Below are 17,746 nucleotides of genomic sequence, written 5' to 3'. Positions count from 1 at the left end.
ATAAATCTAAAATTGCATATTAACTATCTGTTACCTAAAAGAAAAAGTATATAGATTAATCAAGTTTTTTATTGTAAAAAAGGATAGTTTGGTTACTTTTGCAACCGAAATTATAGATATAATAAAAAAAGAAAATGACCGCAGACAAACTAACAACTTTCGATGTATTGATCGAAATACCAAGAGGAAGCAGAAATAAATATGAGTACGATTTTGAAATTAAAAGAATGCGTTTCGACAGAATGTTATTCTCTTCGATGATGTACCCTGCAGATTACGGATTTATCCCTGAAACTTTAGCTCTTGACGGTGACCCTCTTGATGTATTGGTTTTGATTAACGAACCAACTTTTCCCGGATGTGTAATAGAAGTAAAACCAATTGGCGTTTTCCACATGGCTGATGACAAAGGACCTGATGAAAAAATTATCTGTGTACCGGTTTCTGATCCAATCTGGAATTCATTAAACGACCTTTCTGATATCAACGGACACTTATTGAAAGAAATTGAGCATTTCTTCCAGGTTTACAAAGATCTTGAAAACAAAAAAGTAGATGTAGAAGGATGGGGAGATGTAAACGAAGCATTCGCAATTATTAAAGAATGTACAGAGCGTTTTAATCAAATTGAAAACAAACCAGAAGGATTATTTAGTATTAAATAATTTCAGGCATCATAATTTGTAAAAAAAGCAATACTCCGTTAAGAGTATTGCTTTTTTGTTTAAATTCGTTTTGTTAGTTTGTTGACTATTAACCAAAACCATTAAAATATTATGAATGCATTTATGATTTATTTGCCAATTGTGATGGCAATTATTGGATTACTTTTCATGGGAATAAAAAGGAGTTGGGTTTTAAAACAAGATGCCGGCGATGGTAAGATGAAAGAAATCTCAGATTACATTTACGAAGGTGCTTTAGCCTTCTTAAAAGCCGAATATAAACTATTAACCATTTTTGTAATTATTGCAAGTATCGCTTTAGCAGGAATTACCTTTATTCCGGGGGTAAAAACACATTTATTAATTGTAATTGCATTTATTTTCGGAGCCTTATTTTCAGCTTATGCAGGTAATATAGGGATGAAAATAGCAACCAAAACAAACGTTAGGACTACGCAGGCAGCTCGTACAAGTTTACCTCAGGCTTTGAAAGTTTCTTTTGGAGGCGGAACTGTAATGGGACTTGGAGTTGCAGGTTTGGCAGTTTTAGGTTTGACAGCTTTTTTTATCATTTTCTTTAATTTATTTTCTGGCGGAGTTTGGAAAGACACTGAAACAATGACGGTTGTTTTAGAAACTTTAGCCGGATTTTCTCTTGGTGCTGAATCAATCGCTTTGTTTGCCAGAGTAGGAGGTGGAATTTACACCAAAGCGGCAGATGTTGGTGCTGATTTAGTAGGTAAAGTAGAAGCCGGAATTCCGGAAGATGATCCTCGTAATCCGGCAACAATTGCAGATAACGTAGGAGATAATGTGGGTGATGTTGCAGGTATGGGAGCCGATTTGTTTGGATCTTATGTTGCCACTGTTTTGGCAGCAATGGTTTTGGGGAATTATGTGATAAAAGATATGGGCGGAAGTATCAATGATGCTTTTGGCGGAATTGGACCTATTTTACTTCCAATGGCGATTGCCGGTTTTGGAATTTTATTTTCGATTATAGGAACTACTTTGGTAAAAATATCAGATGATAATGCCAAAGAAGCGCAAGTACAGAAAGCATTAAATATAGGAAACTGGGTTTCGATTGTTTTAACTGCCATTGCTTGTTTTTTTCTGGTTCAGCACATGCTTCCTGAAATTATGCAGATGACTTTCTTCGGAGAAGGTTCTAAAGACATTTCTTCCATGCGTGTTTTCTATGCTACTTTAGTCGGGTTAGTTGTTGGAGGAGCAATTTCATCTGTTACCGAATATTATACAGGATTAGGGACAAAACCAGTCTTGGCGATTGTTCAAAAATCATCTACCGGAGCCGGAACTAATGTAATTGCAGGTTTGGCAACCGGAATGATTTCTACTTTTCCAACGGTTTTACTTTTCGCAGCAGCAATTTGGATTTCTTATGCTTTAGCAGGGTTTTACGGAGTAGCTTTGGCAGCTTCTGCAATGATGGCAACAACAGCTATGCAATTGGCAATTGATGCTTTTGGACCAATTTCAGACAACGCCGGAGGAATTGCCGAAATGAGCGAATTACCAAAAGAAGTTCGTACCAGAACCGATATTTTAGATTCTGTTGGAAACACAACTGCTGCAACCGGAAAAGGTTTTGCAATTGCTTCTGCAGCTTTAACTTCATTAGCCTTATTTGCGGCTTATGTAACCTTTACAGGAATTGACGGAATCAATATTTTTAAAGCACCGGTTTTAGCCATGTTATTTGTTGGTGGAATGATTCCGGTAGTTTTCTCTGCATTAGCAATGAATTCTGTTGGAAAAGCTGCAATGGATATGGTGTACGAAGTTCGTCGTCAATTCAAGGAAATTCCGGGAATTATGGAAGGAACCGGAAAACCTGAATACGGCAAATGTGTCGAAATTTCAACAAAAGCTGCTTTACGTGAAATGATGCTTCCAGGAATTCTAACGATTGGTTTTCCGATTGCAATTGTGCTTTTAGGGAAATTAGTTTATGCTGATAACAATCAGTTAATTGCGGAAATGTTAGGTGGCTATATGGCAGGAGTTACGGTTTCGGGAGTGCTTTGGGCAGTTTTCCAAAACAATGCCGGTGGAGCATGGGACAATGCTAAAAAATCTTTTGAAGCTGGAGTTTTAATCAATGGTGAAATGACTTATAAAGGTTCTGATGCTCATAAAGCAGCGGTAACTGGAGATACTGTTGGAGATCCGTTTAAGGATACTTCGGGACCATCAATGAATATTTTAATTAAACTGACTTGTTTGATTGGTTTGGTTATTGCTCCAATCTTAGGTGATGGACATGCGCCATCAGATATTGCCGCAAAAGCTTCTTGTTGTGCGAAAACAGAAATGCATGCCGGTGTTTCTAAATGCGGAGATATGTCAGGGATGACAAAAGAAGAGTGTATCAAAATGTGCAAAGAAAAAGGATGTTCTGCAGAAGAAACAGCTGAATGTCTGGCGCATTTTGATGTAAAAGAAAAATACGTTCATCAAAAAACAGATTGTTTTGATACAAGCAAATACGATAAAAAAAGAGTTGAAGTTAATTTGTCTACCACAAACGGTGTGACGGTAGGAACTGTAACGAAAACCGAAAACGGCAAAACAACTACAGAAGTTTATGAAGGAACTGAAGCTGAGGTAAAAGCTAAAATTGAAGCTGCGAAATAATTTAAAATCCTAACAGTTTTTCAAAACCTGTTAGGTATTCGTTTAGAAATCAGTAACAAAAAATGCCTCATTGTAATTTACAATGAGGCATTTTTTTATCTATAAGAGCAGTGTCTAAAACAACCCATTTAATTCGGCATCAATTCTATTAATGATATTTCCTAAATCTTCAGGATTATCAACAAAATTAATATTATCAACATCAATAATTAATAATTTTCCTTTGGTGTAAGTCTGAACCCAGGCTTCGTATCTTTCGTTCAGTCGGCTTAAATAATCAATAGAAATAGAGTTTTCGTATTCGCGTCCGCGTTTGTGAATCTGTCCCACTAAATTTGGAATAGAGCTTCTTAAATAAATTAATAAATCCGGCGCTTTTACCAATGATTCCATTAATTCAAATAAGGAAGTGTAATTTTCAAAATCACGGTTTGTCATCAATCCCATCGAATATAAATTGGGAGCAAAAATATAAGCATCCTCATAAATCGTTCTGTCCTGAATGATTTTTTTTCCGCTTTCGCGAATTTGCTGTACCTGACGGAATCTGCTGTTTAAGAAATAAATCTGTAAATTAAATGACCAGCGTTCCATCTGATGATAAAAATCATCCAGATACGGATTATCAACAACATCTTCATAATGGGGTTCCCATTTAAAATGTTTGGCCAGTAATTTGGTTAACGTTGTTTTTCCAGCGCCTATATTTCCTGCTATTGCTATGTGCATTACGGTGTTACGATTTTATAATTGGTAATTTCTTTAGGTGTAAAAATAGATAAAATTTGGTCTTTGTAATAGAAATTATTTAATGATTTTTCCGGGACTTCAATTTCAGAAACTGTTTCAGATCCGTTCTTTTCAATGTTTTTAAAATAAAGCAAATTGGTCTTGCTGTAAATATATTGTTTAGGGTTTAAAATCTGGATTTTATCAAAATCTGGAACTTTTCCCAAGTCTGTTGTTTTTCCGAATATATCACAGGAGAACCAACTGTTTTTGCTGTCAATCCAGTAAAAAGTATTAAAATCAGTCTGATAAAATTTGATGTTTTCCGTCAAAGGCGTAGAAACCGTTTTGTATTCGTTTTTTAAATAATCAAAAAGACCAATTTGCTGATTCAGGGAATTATAAACCCACAATTGATTTTGTGTTGACATGCCAATCCCAGTCACAACAATAGGAATATTGTTTTGAGAAAAATTAATCTCCGTAATTTTATTCAATTGGTTGTCAAGCAAAACAGCACTATTAAAATCTTCATAAAACAATACTATTTTGAGTGGATTCAGAATATCAGTTTTAGTGATTTTTCCTAATGAGACATTTTTATATTCAAAAACTTCCGTTTCTTTTATTTTGCTAAAGACATTGTTTTTTATCTGATAAGAATATCCAAAAGAATCATAACCTAAAAATTCATCCGCGTCAATAGTGAAATGTGAAACTGAAGTTGAGGTTTTCTTTTGGTTTTGTGCAAATACTGTTGAGAAAAAACAGGCAATAAAAAGAAGAAATAAAATTTTGCGTGCTGTTTTGCTCATTTGAATTGGTTTCTGAAGCCAAATTACAAAAAAACTATAGAATGAAACTGTCAAAAATAGATTTTTAGTTGAATTTGACTTTTAAACTTTTCAGGATTTTAATAGTCTAAGCAATAAGCTATTTTGTCTATACCTTGTGGGTATTGATATATTTAACTTTCAGGAGTTTAAAATTAATAATACATTTGAATGTAAGTTTTATCGGATTTACTTAATTTTTTAAAAGAATCAATGAAAAAAATATCATATTATTTGCTTTTAGTACTTGCTTTTAGTCAGGTACAGGCACAGAAAGATTTTCAGGGAATAGCAGTTTATGAGTCAAAAACGCAAACACCTAAATTTGAAGGCATGCGAGGAGGAAATCGAGATATTACCCCCGAAATGCAAAAAAATATGGAAGAAAGAATGAAGAAAATGTTAGAAAAAACATTTATTCTGAATTTTGATAAAACTGCGTCAATTTATAAAGAAGAAGAAAAACTGGAAACTCCCGGTCAGCAAGGTGGCGGAATGAGAATGATGATGAGTTCTATGATGGGCGGCGGCGGCACTTTTTATAAAGATGTAAAAAGTAAAACCTATACAGTTGATAAGGAATTTATGGGGAAAGAATTTTTGGTTAAAGATTCGCTGCCAAAATTAAACTGGAAATTAGAACAGGAAACCAAAAAAATTGGAGGTTACACTTGTTATAAAGCGACCGCTGTAAAAGAAGCCAGTAAAACCGATTTCAGAAATTTCAGACCTAAAAACGAAGACGATAAAAAAGAAACTGCCGAGAAGAAAACCAACTTCGAAGACAATTTTGAAATTCCAAAGGAAATAGTTGTAACGGCCTGGTATTCGCCTGAAATTCCAATTAATCAGGGGCCTGAAAATTATTGGGGCCTGCCGGGTTTAATTTTAGAACTTAACGACGGAACAACTACTATTTTATGCTCAAAAATTGTTTTGAATGCTAAAGAAAAAGCAGATATAAAAGCACCAACAAAAGGAAAAGAAATTTCTCAGAAAGACTATGACGAAACAGTGGTAAAAAAGATGAAAGAATTTAGAGAAATGAATCGCGGCAGAGCCGGAGGACCGCCTCCAATGGGAAGATAAATAAGTATAAAATCCAATTTGCAAAAACCAAATTACAACCTTTTACAATGAACAAAATATTTTGTTTCGTAGTGTTTTTATTGACATCTGTTGCCTTTTCACAAAGTGTTCGTTTTGATGGTTTTATTCAGGACGGACAAAAAAATCCGTTGGAAATGGCTAATATCATGGCGGTTAATGCGGTCACAAAAGCAATGGATTCTTATGGGATTACCAATGATAAAGGTAAGTTTCAACTGACTTTGAAGCCAAATACTTCTTACGTTATAAAAATCAGTTATCTCGGAATGAAATCCAAAGAAATTCAGATTACGACTAAAACAGAGAATATAGTTCAAAATGTTGTGATGGATGATGTTGGAATTGAGCTCGAAGGTGTTGAAATTGTTCGTGAAATGCCGGTTTCTATAAAAGGAGATACCATTGTTTATAATGCCGATTCATTCAAATCCGGAACAGAAAGAAAGCTGGAAGACGTTCTGAAAAAATTACCCGGAGTTGAGGTAAATGCCGACGGGGAAATCGAAGTAGAAGGGAAGAAAGTCAGCAAATTAATGGTTGAAGGCAAAGACTTTTTTGACGGAGACACCAAATTAGGAGTCAAAAATATTCCAGCTGATGCAATTGATAAAATTCAGGTTTTGCGAAATTATAATGAAATCGGAGCTTTAAAAGGTCTGGAAAACGATCAGGATAATGTAGCAATGAACATTAAACTGAAAGAAGGAAAAAAGAACTTCTGGTTTGGTGATGTAACAGCCGGAATAGGTGTTGCTGAGCTGGACAGTCGCTATGTTATCAATCCGAAACTCTTTTATTACAGTCCGAAATACAGTATAAATCTAATCACGAATTTTAATAATATTGGAGAATTGCCAATTACGGCGCAGGATTATTTCAAATTCACAGGCGGATTTAGAAATATGATGAAAAAGGGTGGAAGCAATTTTAATGTTTCTTCGAATGATATCGGAATTTCGCTTTTAAGGAATAACCGTGCCAAGGAAATTGAAACGAAATTTGGTGCAACCAATTTTGCCTATTCGGTTACAAAAGAATGGAATATTAGCGGTTTTGGAATTCTTTCGGCTTCAAAAACAGATCTTGAAACTAAATCCCAAACTACAATTTTAGATTCCGGAGATCAGCAAAAAAGAGAGGAACAAACACATCAAAAAAATAATTTGGGACTTTTTAAACTCAGTTCTACTTATAAACCAAATGATAAATTTCAATTCGATTATGATATTCTGACCAAGCTGACAAAACAAGAAGAGAATACAGATTTGTTGCGTGAAGCCGTTGAGAAGAATGTTACCACAATTGAGACAATCTTTACCAATAAAAAACAAGACCCAACCTCGATTAATCAGAATTTAAGTTTGTACTATACCCAAAGTGACAAAAACATCTTTGCCTTTGAAATGCAGCATTTATATCAGGATGAAAATCCTTTTTATAATGCTAATCTACGCACGCAGCCTTTTGATTTATTGGGTTACACTTCAGGTCAGCAAAGAAATGACCTGAATCAGGACCGATTTGTAAAAACCAATAAAATAGATGCCAAGCTGGATTACTATTATATGGTAACGCCAAAAAGCAACATCAATATAACATTAGGAAATACATATTCGTACCAAAATTTCAATTCATATATTTTTCAAATGCTGGATAACGGAGATAAAAATGACCTGAATGATCCTTCAAATAATAATGATGTAAATTATAATTTTAATGATACTTTCCTAGGGTTTCATTACAAGATTTTAGCCGGAAAATTTACATTGACGCCCGGAGTTAGCCTGCATTCCTATAAAATGACAAACACACAATCAGGAACAGATTATTCGCAGAATTTTACCAAAGTATTACCGGATTTCTTTGCGCTTTACCAAATCAAAAAATCTGAAACGCTAACCTATAATTTTTCTTTGACGAATGATTTTACAGATATTAATCAATTGGCTGCCGGCTATGTTTTGTCAGATTACAGTAGTTTGTTTAGAGGAGACCGTACACTGGAAAATGCGACTTCACAAGTGCACTCATTGCGATATTTCAAATACAACATGTTCAATTTTGAGAACATTTTTGCCAATGCGACCTATACCAGAAAAGTAGATGCCATTAAAACCAAAGCCGATTTTGAAGGAATCAACCAGTCATCGGTACCTTATAATTCCAATTTGGCCGATGAAACCCTTTCCGGAATGGGAAGTTACGGGCGTTCGTTTTTAAAGAATTATAAAGCTTCTGTGAATGCAAGTTTAAATTGGTCAAAATTTAATAATATTCGAAATGAAGAACCAACGACCACAGAGAGTTTTACCCAAAGTTATACCGTAAAAGCCTCAACAAATTATAAAAACCTGCCTAATATTGAATTTGGTTATAATATGCTAATCAATAAATATAGCGGCTCGACTTTTTATACAGATAAACCGTTTGCAAGATTAGATTATTATTTCTTAGACAGTTTTTCATTTGTTTCAGAATACGAATTCTATCATTATTACAACACTGATAAATCGGTCGATAACGAATATGATTTTTTGAGTGCCAGTTTAATTTACCAAAAGAAAAACAGCAAAATGGAGTATAAAATTGCTGCAACCAATCTGCTGAATACTAAATACCTCAATGACGACAACTTTTCGCAGTTTTCAACAAGAGTTTCGCAATATACCGTTCAGCCACGTTACATTATTTTTTCGATGAAATATAATTTGTAGTTTAATGAGTAGCTAATCCTGCTGTCCACTATATCTTTTCCTGGCTAAAGGAGCCAGAAAAAGGATGCCGTTCCCATCAGGGCTAAAAACGGGTTAACAGAAATTTTGCATTTTAACGGATTCTGAAATAAAAAACAAAACCCCGAAATCTAAAAATTTAGAAATCGGGGTTTGATATTTTAAGATTATAAAACTAATCTGATTTTACAATCCAAATGCAGTTTTTACCTGGTCAACAAAATCAAGTTTTTCCCATGTAAACAATTCAACAGTAACTGTTTTTTCGTTTCCGCCGGGAGCAGAGAAAGTTTTGGTTACAGTTTCCGGTTTACGTCCCATGTGTCCGTAAGCAGCAGTTTCGCTGTAGATTGGGTTTCTTAATTTTAAACGTTGTTCGATAAAGTAAGGACGCATATCAAAGATAGCTTCTACTTTTTTAGCGATTTCACCGTTAGTTAAGTTTACTTTAGAAGTTCCGTAAGTTTCAATGAAAATTCCCATTGGTTCAGCAACTCCAATTGCATAAGAAACCTGAACTAAGATTTCGTCAGCAACACCTGCAGCCACTAAGTTTTTAGCGATATGACGCGTTGCATAAGCAGCACTTCTGTCCACTTTACTTGGATCTTTTCCTGAGAATGCACCACCACCGTGAGCACCTTTTCCACCGTAAGTATCCACAATGATTTTTCTTCCTGTTAAACCAGTATCTCCGTGAGGTCCTCCAATAACGAATTTTCCAGTTGGGTTAATATGGTAGTTGATTTTATCATTGAATAAATGAGCGTGCTCCGGGTTTTTAGCGATAATTCTCGGAATCAAAATTTCGATAATATCTTTTTTGATTTTAGCCAGCATTGCAGCTTCTTCATCAAAATCATCATGTTGAGTAGAGATAACAATTGCATCAATACGAGTTGGTTTATTATCGTCGCTGTATTCTAAAGTTACCTGAGATTTAGCATCCGGACGTAAATAAGTAATCTCATTATTTTCACGTCTTAAAATAGCTAACTCCTGTAATAATTTATGAGATAAATCAAGTGCTAATGGCATGAAGTTTTCAGTTTCGTTTGTAGCGTAACCAAACATCATTCCCTGGTCTCCGGCACCTTGCTCTTCTGGCTTAGCTCTGTCAACACCCTGATTGATATCAGCAGATTGTTCGTGAATTGCTGATAAAATTCCACAAGAATTTGCCTCAAACATATATTCGCTTTTTGTATATCCAATTTTACGGATTACTTCACGGGCGATTTGCTGCACATCAAGATAGGTATTCGATTTTACTTCTCCGGCCAAAATTACCTGACCTGTTGTAACTAAAGTTTCACATGCTACTTTTGAGTCAGCATCAAATGCTAAGAAGTTATCAATTAATGCATCCGAAATTTGATCTGCAACTTTGTCTGGATGCCCTTCACTAACAGATTCTGACGTAAATAAATAAGCCATAATAATGTATTAAATTAAAATTAAGCGAGGAAAATAATTGCTGAAAAAGGCTAAAGGAGAGTTTCTGCTTTAGCATTTTTTACTACTGAAATCAATTTTTCAGTATTCATAACGAACCATTTCATTATGAAGAGGTTGCAATCAGTTCAAATTTTTCCTCTGTATTCGGGTGCAAAAGTACAAAACCATTTTGATTTGCAAATTAAAGTTCTGGTTTTTTTATTTTTATAAACATAAATTTAACATAATATACTATTTTGATAGGATAATAGAAATTAATTTACTTTTTGTTTGGTAGTTCCAAAAAAAGTCCTCAAATTTGCCAGACAAAACAATAAGAAAAATGAATTTAGTTATTAAAAATATGTGCTGTATGATGTCGGAAACTTCCGCAGAGCAAAATATTGTTTAGTATCTAAAGCTAAAATAACAATAAGACCTCTGCGATTTGCGGAGGTTTTTTTTTGAAAATTGAAAGAATAAAATTTAATCATACAAGAGATATATAAAATATAAGTAATGCTTTTAAAGAGAGGCTAAAATGAACTTGTATTTATGATATGATAAAAAAACAAAAAAATGAATAATTCAGTAGTAAGTAAAATGATGATGTGTTGTAAGATGCCGATGTGTATCTCAAATTGCTGCTGCCAAAATTGAAAGATAAAATCTTTGTTATAGTTCCTTACTATAAGCCCTTTTGGTAGCCATCCGAAAGGGCTTTTTTTATTTCCATTATTTAAAATTAAAAATCATGAAAACCATATATAAAATATTAAAAGCAATTAATCCAAAAACATTTTTTGCATTAATTCAAAATCAAAAATCTAATCTCAGTTTGCAAAAAGGTAAATTATATGCTGATGAAAAAAACTCATTGCTTGCCTATATGTATTCTGCAGAAAATGAAAACCTTTTCATTTAAACGAAACAATTTTAAAAATCAATTTCAATATTAATAATATTTAAAAACTAAGAAATCATGAGCACACCAAAATTTGCAACAAACGCACTACACGCAGGACACGACGTAACTAAAAATGCAGGAACAAGAGCAGTTCCTATTTACCAGACATCATCGTATGTTTTTAACAACGCAGATCACGCAGCCAATTTATTTGGTTTGGCCGAATCCGGATTTATTTACACAAGATTAAACAACCCAACAAATGATATTTTAGAACAACGACTGGCAGCGCTTGAAGGCGGAATTGCAGCTGTTGTTACAGCTTCCGGAGCATCGGCTATAGCTACTGCATTATTAACTTTGTTAAAAGCAGATGATCATATCGTCGCTTCAAATAGTTTGTATGGAGGAACATACAATCTTTTAAAAGTGACTTTGCCTCGTTTAGGAATTACAACCACTTTTGTTGATCCGTCAAATGCAGAAAACTTTACAAAAGCGGCAAAAGAAAATACCAGAGCTTTCTTCGTAGAATCTTTAGGAAATCCGAAATTAGATGTTTTAGATCTGAAAGCAATTTCGGAGGAAGCTAAAAATTTCAAGGTTCCCTTTATTGTAGACAATACGGTCGCTACTCCTTATTTATTAAAGCCAATTGAGTACGGTGCTAATATTGTGATTCATTCATTAACAAAATATATTTCAGGAAACGGGACTTCATTGGGAGGTGTAATTATTGATGCCGGAACTTTTGACTGGGCTAACGGTAAATTTCCTGAATTTACTGAGCCTTCTGCCGGATATCATGGATTAGTATATCACGAAGCTCTTGGAAATGCTGCCTTTATTGCAAAAGCAAGAATTGAGGGTTTACGTGACTTTGGTTCAGCTTTGAGTCCTTTTAATGCTTTTCAGATCATTCAGGGACTGGAGACGCTACCAATCCGAATTAAAAAACACAGTGAAAATGCTTTGGTTCTTGCCGAATGGCTTGAAAAACAAGATCAGGTAGTTTGGGTAAATTATCCAGGCTTGAAATCCAATAAATATTATGATTTAGCTCAGGAATATTTACCAGAAGGGCAAAGCGGAGTGATTACTTTTGGTTTGCAGGGTGGTTATGAAGCCGCTAAACAGGTTGTCGACGAAACCAGGCTGTTCTCGCTTTTGGCTAATATTGGCGATACCAAATCGCTTATCATTCATCCCGCAAGTACAACGCATCAGCAATTGACAGATGATGAACAATTAGAAACAGGAGTTTCTAAAGATCTGATTCGCCTTTCAGTTGGAATTGAAGATATTGAAGATTTAATTAATGATCTGAAAACAGTTTTTGCAAGTGTTGCGAAATCACATAATACGGTCTTTAATAAAAATTAAAGTTTTTTGTTTTTTTGTTTGAAAAATTGCCTTTGGTAAAGTGAACTTTGCTAAAGGTAATTTTTTTTGGATTAAACTTCTAATCCAATATGAAGGGAAATGTTTTTTGAAATAAGTTCTTTGAAATAATGATTTAAAAGTGAGTGAGAAATTAAGTTTTTATTTATTATTGTAAGATTTTATTTATTTTTCAAACGTTGTAATTTTTGTAAGATGTTTTTTAACGTCAAATTGTATTTTTTATCGTTTTTTATATTGATTTTAGGAGACTATATTTGGTAAATCAAAAAAAAGGTTGCATATTTGTTAAACCCAAAAGCTACTAATTATGTTTAATCAAAATCAAATGTTTTGCGTCCTTTCGAAAGAAACCGTTGGGTGGTCTATTGCTTAAAATTGTAAGAACAATATCATTATAGCAAAGCCTCCCGAAATATTTTGGGAGGCTTTTTAAATTTATACAAGAAATGTCAGAATTTTTAAAAATAACAAATAAATCACAGATGAATAAGTCCCTTCAGATGAACAAGATGTTCAATGTCGCATCTATTGGCGTATGCGTCTGTTGATTCCAAAAGTATAATAAGTTAAAAATGACTTGACCCTTTTGGTATCTAAATCCAAAAGGGTTTTTTTATTTCGTCAGGCGACTTGACAAAATAATAAAACAATAATAAAGAAAAACAAATAACAAACTAACACTGAATATTATGAGCACTTTAAATTACTTAGCAAAAACATTCACTACATTAAAAAATATAAGGGCAAAAAGAAATCCGCCTCCGAAAAATGAATTGACTCATCCAAGATTTGGAATCACTGAAACGGATAATAAAACAGAAAAGAAAAATCCTGACTCTTTATTATTTTTAATGTATTCTAAAGAAAATGAAACGCTTTTTATCTAAACTAAAAAGTTTTTCAAATAGGTAATTACCTGCTTAATTTTACTGGGCATTTTTGTTCGGTAATTTTTTGCGTACAATAGTTTTTGTTTGTGATATAATTAATAAATAAAAGATTCTCTTCAGATAAATTTGTTTGTTTAAGAAAATAGTAGTTAATTTGCACCGTTAAGTTCAGAAACGTATTGAAATGTTATAAAGAAAGGACGAGGGATTAGACCCGATGAATCCTTAGCAACCCTTCGGTAAAGCGAAGAAGGTGCTGCATTCTACCACGCCCAACGTGGAAAGATAACAAAAAGAGTTTTTCTAGTTTCACTCTAGACTTTCTTTCTAATATTTCCATATACAAATCAAAAAAATAAAAGATTTGAAATTGGAAAGTTTACCAAACCCTATCATATTACAAAATTTCACTACCGAAAGTGGTGCTTTATATAATTCATTACCCTTAAGTTTTGCACTTTTTGGTTTGTCTCTTCATACTGCGCCAATTGTTTTGGTCAATCATGCCTTAACAGGAAATGCACAGGTTACCGGTGAAAACGGCTGGTGGAATGATTTGATTGGTGAAGGAAAAACAATCGACACCAATAAATATTCCGTATTAGCCTTTAATGTTCCCGGTAATGGAAACGATTCTTTTAGTATCGAAAACTATAAGGATTTCACGGCAAGGGATATTGCCCGTATTTTTTTAAAAGGAATAGAAATTTTAAAAATCGAACAGCTTTATGCTATTATAGGTGGTTCGGTAGGCGGAGGGATTGCCTGGGAAATGCTGGCATTAGAGCCAAACATCACCAAACATTTAATTCCGATTGCGACTGACTGGAAATCGACAGACTGGATGATTGCCAATTGTTTTTTACAGGAACAAATCCTGAACAATTCGTCAAAACCAATTGAAGATGCCCGAATTCATGCCATGTTATGTTACCGTTCGCCGGAATCATTCAAGGAAAAATTTCAAAGAACCATTAATCAGGATCTTTTAATTTTTAATATAGAAAGCTGGCTGGCACACCACGGAGATAAATTACAAAAGAGATATCAATTGGCTTCTTATAAATTGATGAACCAGTTGCTCAAAACAATAGATATTACCAGAAACGGGGAAGATTTTCAAACTTTAATGTCAAAAACAAAAGCAGATATCCATATTATCGGAATCGATTCGGATTTGTTTTTTACACCAAAAGAAAATCGGGAAACGTTTCAGGAGTTAAAAAAGTTCAAAGACAATGTTTTTTACAGCGAAATAAATTCGGTACACGGACATGACGCTTTTTTAATCGAGTACAAACAATTAGATAATTTACTAGCTGCTATTTTTTAGCAGAAATAATAAAAAGATAAAATGAAAATATTAAAATTTGGAGGTAAATCATTATCAAACGGAGAAGGACTTAACAAAGTGGTTTCGATCATTGCCGAGAAAGTAAATCAGGGCGAAAAAATTGCCGTAGTTGTTTCTGCAAGAGGAAATGCTACAGATGAATTAGAATATATTTTAAAAATTGCCGCTAAAAACGGTGATTACAAACGATTATTAGAAAATTTTAAAACGTACCAAATCTCAGATTATCCTCAGGTTGATTTATCTGAAGAATTTACTATTCTGGATAAGCTTTACGAAGGAGTAAGCCTTATTGGGGATTACAGCAATAAAATTAAAGATCAGATTTTGTCTAAAGGCGAATTGCTTTCGGCGAAATTATTGACTGCCATTTTAATTGAAAAAGGGATTCCGGCTAATTTTACCGATACTAGAGATTTGCTGAAAACGGATTCTAAATTTGGTGATGCTCAGCCTTTGGAACAGCTTTCTAAGAAAAACGTTGTCAATTATTTTAAAGAACATAATGGTTCAACTGTTAATGTGGTAACGGGTTTTATCGGTTCAAATAACAATAATGACACAACGACTTTAGGAAGAAACGGTAGTAATTATACTGCTTCTTTAATTGCTAATTATTTAAATGCAGAAGAATTACAAAACTTTACTCACGTTGACGGAATTTACACAGCAAATCCGGATTTAGTTGCGGATGCTAAAAAAATTGAATATTTATCTTTTAACGAAGCAAATGAATTAGCTAATTTTGGAGCAACAATTTTGCATGCCAAAACTATTATTCCTTTGTTGGAAAAAAATATTCCACTTCGAATTTTAAATACATTCAACCATGAAAATCGTGGTACTTTAATCACTTCAGATGCTGCAAAAGAAGGAATCAAAACACTTTCGGTTCTTGAAAACGTTTCACTTTTGAATCTTGAAGGCCGTGGATTACTTGGGAAATCTGGAGTTGACGCCAGAATTTTTAAGGTAATGGGTGATCACAATATCAGTGTAAGTATTATTTCGCAGGGTTCTTCAGAAAGAGGAATTGGGCTTGTGGTTGCTACTGATAAGGCGACAACAGCAATGGTAGAATTGGAGAAAGAATTCGAAAATGATTTTTATTCGAAAGATGTAAATCAAATTACGGTTACAGATAATGTTTCGGTTATTTCAATCATTGGTCAGGATTTGAGTACTTTTCATAAACCATACACAGCATTAATTAAAAATAAAATTGTTCCGATATTATTCAACAATACGGTTACGGGTAAAAACGTGAGTTTGGTGGTTAAAAAATCGGAGCTGAACAAAGCGTTAAACGTAATTCACGGAGAAATTTTTGGAGTTTCTAAAAAAATCAATATCGCTGTTTTTGGACACGGATTAGTGGGAGGAACTTTGATTAACCAAATTTTAGAATCGGCTGATGCTATCGAAAAACGTAAAGATATTAAGCTGAATGTTTTTGCAATTGCTAATTCTAAAAAACTGATTTTAAACAAAAACGGTGTAACTTCTGACTGGAAAAATGAAATTCAGAGCAAAGGACTTGATTACACGATTCAGGATATTATTGACTACGCAGACAAATACCATTTAGAAAATTTAATTGCGATTGACAATACAGCAAGCGCTGCTTTCGTTGAGAACTATATAAAACTTGCAGAAAGCAGTTTTGATTTGATTTCTTCGAACAAAGTTGCCAACACGCTGAGCTATGGTTTTTATAAAGAACTAAGAAAAGTTCTGGCTGAAAATCAAAAGAATTACTTGTACGAAACCAATGTTGGTGCAGGTTTGCCATTAATTGATACGATAAAATTACTGCATCTTTCTGGCGAAAACATTACTAAAATAAAAGGAGTTTTCTCTGGAACCTTAAGTTATTTGTTCAATAATTTCTCTGCAAAAAATGTTCCTTTCAGTGAAATTTTACAAGAGGCAATTGATAATGGTTATACGGAACCAGATCCGAGAGAGGATTTATGCGGGAATGATGTGGGAAGAAAATTATTGATTTTAGCAAGAGAATTAGATTTGCAGAATGAATTTGAAGAAATCTCCATTCAGAATTTAATTCCGGAGCATTTACGTGAAGGAAATGTTGCCGATTTCTTAACCAAGTTAAAAGAGTTCGATCCGATTTACGACAAAATAAAAGCAGATCAAAAACCAAATCACGTGTTGAGATATATTGGTGAATTGTCAGGAGATTTGCAGAATGACAAAGGAAATCTTGAAGTTAAATTAGTTTCAGTGCCATCAGATACAGCTCTTGGCGGATTAAAAGGTTCTGATTCTTTCTTCGAAATTTACACAGAATCTTATGGAGACCGACCAATCGTAATTCAGGGAGCCGGAGCAGGTTCAGCGGTAACTGCGAGAGGTGTTTTTGGAGATATTTTGCGATTATCCGACAAAGGATAATTTAGTTTGTCATTTCGACCGAAGGGAGAAATCACACTAGAAACTCTGTAAAGAAAATCACCAATCTTTGTCGATTCACAAGTGTGATTTCTCCTTCGTCGAAATGACAAGATTGTGAATAACAAAAAAATAAAAAACAGAAAAAATGAAAGTAAGCTTAAACAGAGTAAACGAAAATTTCCACTTTGAATTAAAAAATGAACGTGGACATATTGTAAATGTTGATGCGCGTCCTGATTTTGGAGGCAATGACATGGGACCAAGCCCAATGGAATTGGTTTTGATGGGAGTAGCAGGCTGCAGTGGAATTGATATGATTTCGATTCTAAAAAAACAGCGTCAGGAAATTACTTCTTTTAAAGCTGAGGTTGAAGGCGAGCGCGTACAGGTAGGCGAAGCAAAGCCATTTAAAGATATTTATGTAGTTTTTTATTTGGAAGGAAATATTAAAGAAGATAAAGCAGCAAAAGCAGCACAATTGTCTTTCGAAAAATACTGTTCAGTTTCTAAAACTGTAGAGCCAACTGCGACTATTCATTATAAAGTAATTTTGAATGGAGTAGAATTAGAAAAATAAAATAATTAGAAAATTAGTCAATTAGAGAATTA

At 33.8% G+C, this 17,746-nt stretch carries 13 protein-coding genes and 1 riboswitch; of the genes, 10 read left to right on the top strand and 3 right to left on the bottom strand.

Annotation, left to right across the window (positions count from 1 at the left end; genetic code table 11):
* The first annotated feature begins 134 nt into the window (after positions 1 to 134).
* A complete protein-coding gene (locus tag FLV_RS17950) occupies positions 135 to 665 on the top strand; it encodes an inorganic diphosphatase (protein WP_031454287.1) in 531 nt (176 codons plus the stop codon).
* A 111-nt stretch (positions 666 to 776) separates the two neighbouring features.
* Positions 777 to 3,326 carry a sodium-translocating pyrophosphatase gene (locus FLV_RS17945; protein ID WP_243236028.1) on the top strand — a complete coding sequence of 850 codons (2,550 nt, stop codon included), beginning with the start codon at positions 777 to 779 and terminating at the stop codon, positions 3,324 to 3,326.
* A 114-nt stretch (positions 3,327 to 3,440) separates the two neighbouring features.
* Here the strand turns inward: FLV_RS17945 and FLV_RS17940 are convergent, their stop codons facing one another.
* Together FLV_RS17940 and FLV_RS17935 are read right to left on the bottom strand one after the other, a co-directional pair.
* The gene (locus FLV_RS17940; protein WP_243236027.1) at positions 3,441 to 4,055 is read right to left on the bottom strand and encodes a deoxynucleoside kinase; all 615 of its coding nucleotides are present in this window, start codon (positions 4,053 to 4,055) and stop codon (positions 3,441 to 3,443) included.
* On the bottom strand, positions 4,055 to 4,870 hold the full coding sequence (locus tag FLV_RS17935; protein WP_243236022.1) for a hypothetical protein: 816 nt from the start codon (positions 4,868 to 4,870) through the stop codon (positions 4,055 to 4,057). The genes FLV_RS17940 and FLV_RS17935 overlap by 1 nt, the downstream gene beginning before the upstream one ends.
* A gap of 231 nt (positions 4,871 to 5,101) precedes the next feature.
* Between FLV_RS17935 and FLV_RS17930 the strand changes: the two genes are divergently transcribed.
* A complete protein-coding gene (locus tag FLV_RS17930; RefSeq protein ID WP_243236021.1) occupies positions 5,102 to 5,977 on the top strand; it encodes a GLPGLI family protein in 876 nt (291 codons plus the stop codon).
* Positions 5,978 to 6,024: 47 nt separating this feature from the next.
* Positions 6,025 to 8,712: a carboxypeptidase-like regulatory domain-containing protein gene (locus tag FLV_RS17925; protein WP_243236020.1), complete on the top strand. Its 2,688-nt coding sequence runs from the start codon at positions 6,025 to 6,027 to the stop codon at positions 8,710 to 8,712.
* Positions 8,713 to 8,916: 204 nt separating this feature from the next.
* On the opposite strand, the gene metK is transcribed toward FLV_RS17925, so the two are convergent.
* Entirely contained in the window at positions 8,917 to 10,167 is a 1,251-nt protein-coding gene (metK, locus tag FLV_RS17920; RefSeq protein ID WP_243236019.1) for a methionine adenosyltransferase, read from the bottom strand.
* A 754-nt stretch (positions 10,168 to 10,921) separates the two neighbouring features.
* Between metK and FLV_RS17915 the strand changes: the two genes are divergently transcribed.
* The 6 genes from FLV_RS17915 to FLV_RS17890 all read left to right on the top strand — a co-directional run bounded on the left by FLV_RS17915 (position 10,922) and on the right by FLV_RS17890 (position 17,714).
* A complete protein-coding gene (locus FLV_RS17915) occupies positions 10,922 to 11,092 on the top strand; it encodes a hypothetical protein (RefSeq protein WP_243236015.1) in 171 nt (56 codons plus the stop codon).
* A 57-nt stretch (positions 11,093 to 11,149) separates the two neighbouring features.
* The gene (locus tag FLV_RS17910; RefSeq protein ID WP_243236012.1) at positions 11,150 to 12,457 is read left to right on the top strand and encodes an O-acetylhomoserine aminocarboxypropyltransferase/cysteine synthase family protein; all 1,308 of its coding nucleotides are present in this window, start codon (positions 11,150 to 11,152) and stop codon (positions 12,455 to 12,457) included.
* Positions 12,458 to 13,167: 710 nt separating this feature from the next.
* Positions 13,168 to 13,365 (top strand): hypothetical protein, encoded by a 198-nt coding sequence (locus FLV_RS17905; RefSeq protein ID WP_243236010.1) that lies wholly within the window; start codon positions 13,168 to 13,170, stop codon positions 13,363 to 13,365.
* A 187-nt stretch (positions 13,366 to 13,552) separates the two neighbouring features.
* Positions 13,553 to 13,660, top strand: a riboswitch (SAM riboswitch).
* Between the two features lie 72 nt (positions 13,661 to 13,732).
* Positions 13,733 to 14,701 carry an alpha/beta fold hydrolase gene (locus tag FLV_RS17900; RefSeq protein ID WP_243236008.1) on the top strand — a complete coding sequence of 323 codons (969 nt, stop codon included), beginning with the start codon at positions 13,733 to 13,735 and terminating at the stop codon, positions 14,699 to 14,701.
* 21 nt (positions 14,702 to 14,722) lie between these two features.
* Complete coding sequence (thrA, locus tag FLV_RS17895; RefSeq protein WP_243236006.1) at positions 14,723 to 17,137, top strand: bifunctional aspartate kinase/homoserine dehydrogenase I; 2,415 nt, start codon at positions 14,723 to 14,725, stop codon at positions 17,135 to 17,137.
* A 145-nt stretch (positions 17,138 to 17,282) separates the two neighbouring features.
* On the top strand, positions 17,283 to 17,714 hold the full coding sequence (locus FLV_RS17890) for an OsmC family protein (protein WP_243235997.1): 432 nt from the start codon (positions 17,283 to 17,285) through the stop codon (positions 17,712 to 17,714).
* The last annotated feature ends 32 nt before the right edge of the window (positions 17,715 to 17,746 follow it).

Origin of the sequence: Flavobacterium pectinovorum, from assembly GCF_022802975.1 — a bacterium.
Classification (GTDB): domain Bacteria; phylum Bacteroidota; class Bacteroidia; order Flavobacteriales; family Flavobacteriaceae; genus Flavobacterium; species Flavobacterium pectinovorum_B.
This window is presented reverse-complemented; position numbering and strand designations above follow the sequence as displayed.

Coding starts and splice junctions, on each gene's coding strand:
- FLV_RS17950 (WP_031454287.1), top strand. CDS start 135: ATGACCGCAGACAAACTAACAACTTTCGATGTATTGATCGAAATACCA.
- FLV_RS17945 (WP_243236028.1), top strand. CDS start 777: ATGAATGCATTTATGATTTATTTGCCAATTGTGATGGCAATTATTGGA.
- FLV_RS17940 (WP_243236027.1), bottom strand. CDS start 4,055: ATGCACATAGCAATAGCAGGAAATATAGGCGCTGGAAAAACAACGTTA.
- FLV_RS17935 (WP_243236022.1), bottom strand. CDS start 4,870: ATGAGCAAAACAGCACGCAAAATTTTATTTCTTCTTTTTATTGCCTGT.
- FLV_RS17930 (WP_243236021.1), top strand. CDS start 5,102: ATGAAAAAAATATCATATTATTTGCTTTTAGTACTTGCTTTTAGTCAG.
- FLV_RS17925 (WP_243236020.1), top strand. CDS start 6,025: ATGAACAAAATATTTTGTTTCGTAGTGTTTTTATTGACATCTGTTGCC.
- metK (WP_243236019.1), bottom strand. CDS start 10,167: ATGGCTTATTTATTTACGTCAGAATCTGTTAGTGAAGGGCATCCAGAC.
- FLV_RS17915 (WP_243236015.1), top strand. CDS start 10,922: ATGAAAACCATATATAAAATATTAAAAGCAATTAATCCAAAAACATTT.
- FLV_RS17910 (WP_243236012.1), top strand. CDS start 11,150: ATGAGCACACCAAAATTTGCAACAAACGCACTACACGCAGGACACGAC.
- FLV_RS17905 (WP_243236010.1), top strand. CDS start 13,168: ATGAGCACTTTAAATTACTTAGCAAAAACATTCACTACATTAAAAAAT.
- thrA (WP_243236006.1), top strand. CDS start 14,723: ATGAAAATATTAAAATTTGGAGGTAAATCATTATCAAACGGAGAAGGA.
- FLV_RS17890 (WP_243235997.1), top strand. CDS start 17,283: ATGAAAGTAAGCTTAAACAGAGTAAACGAAAATTTCCACTTTGAATTA.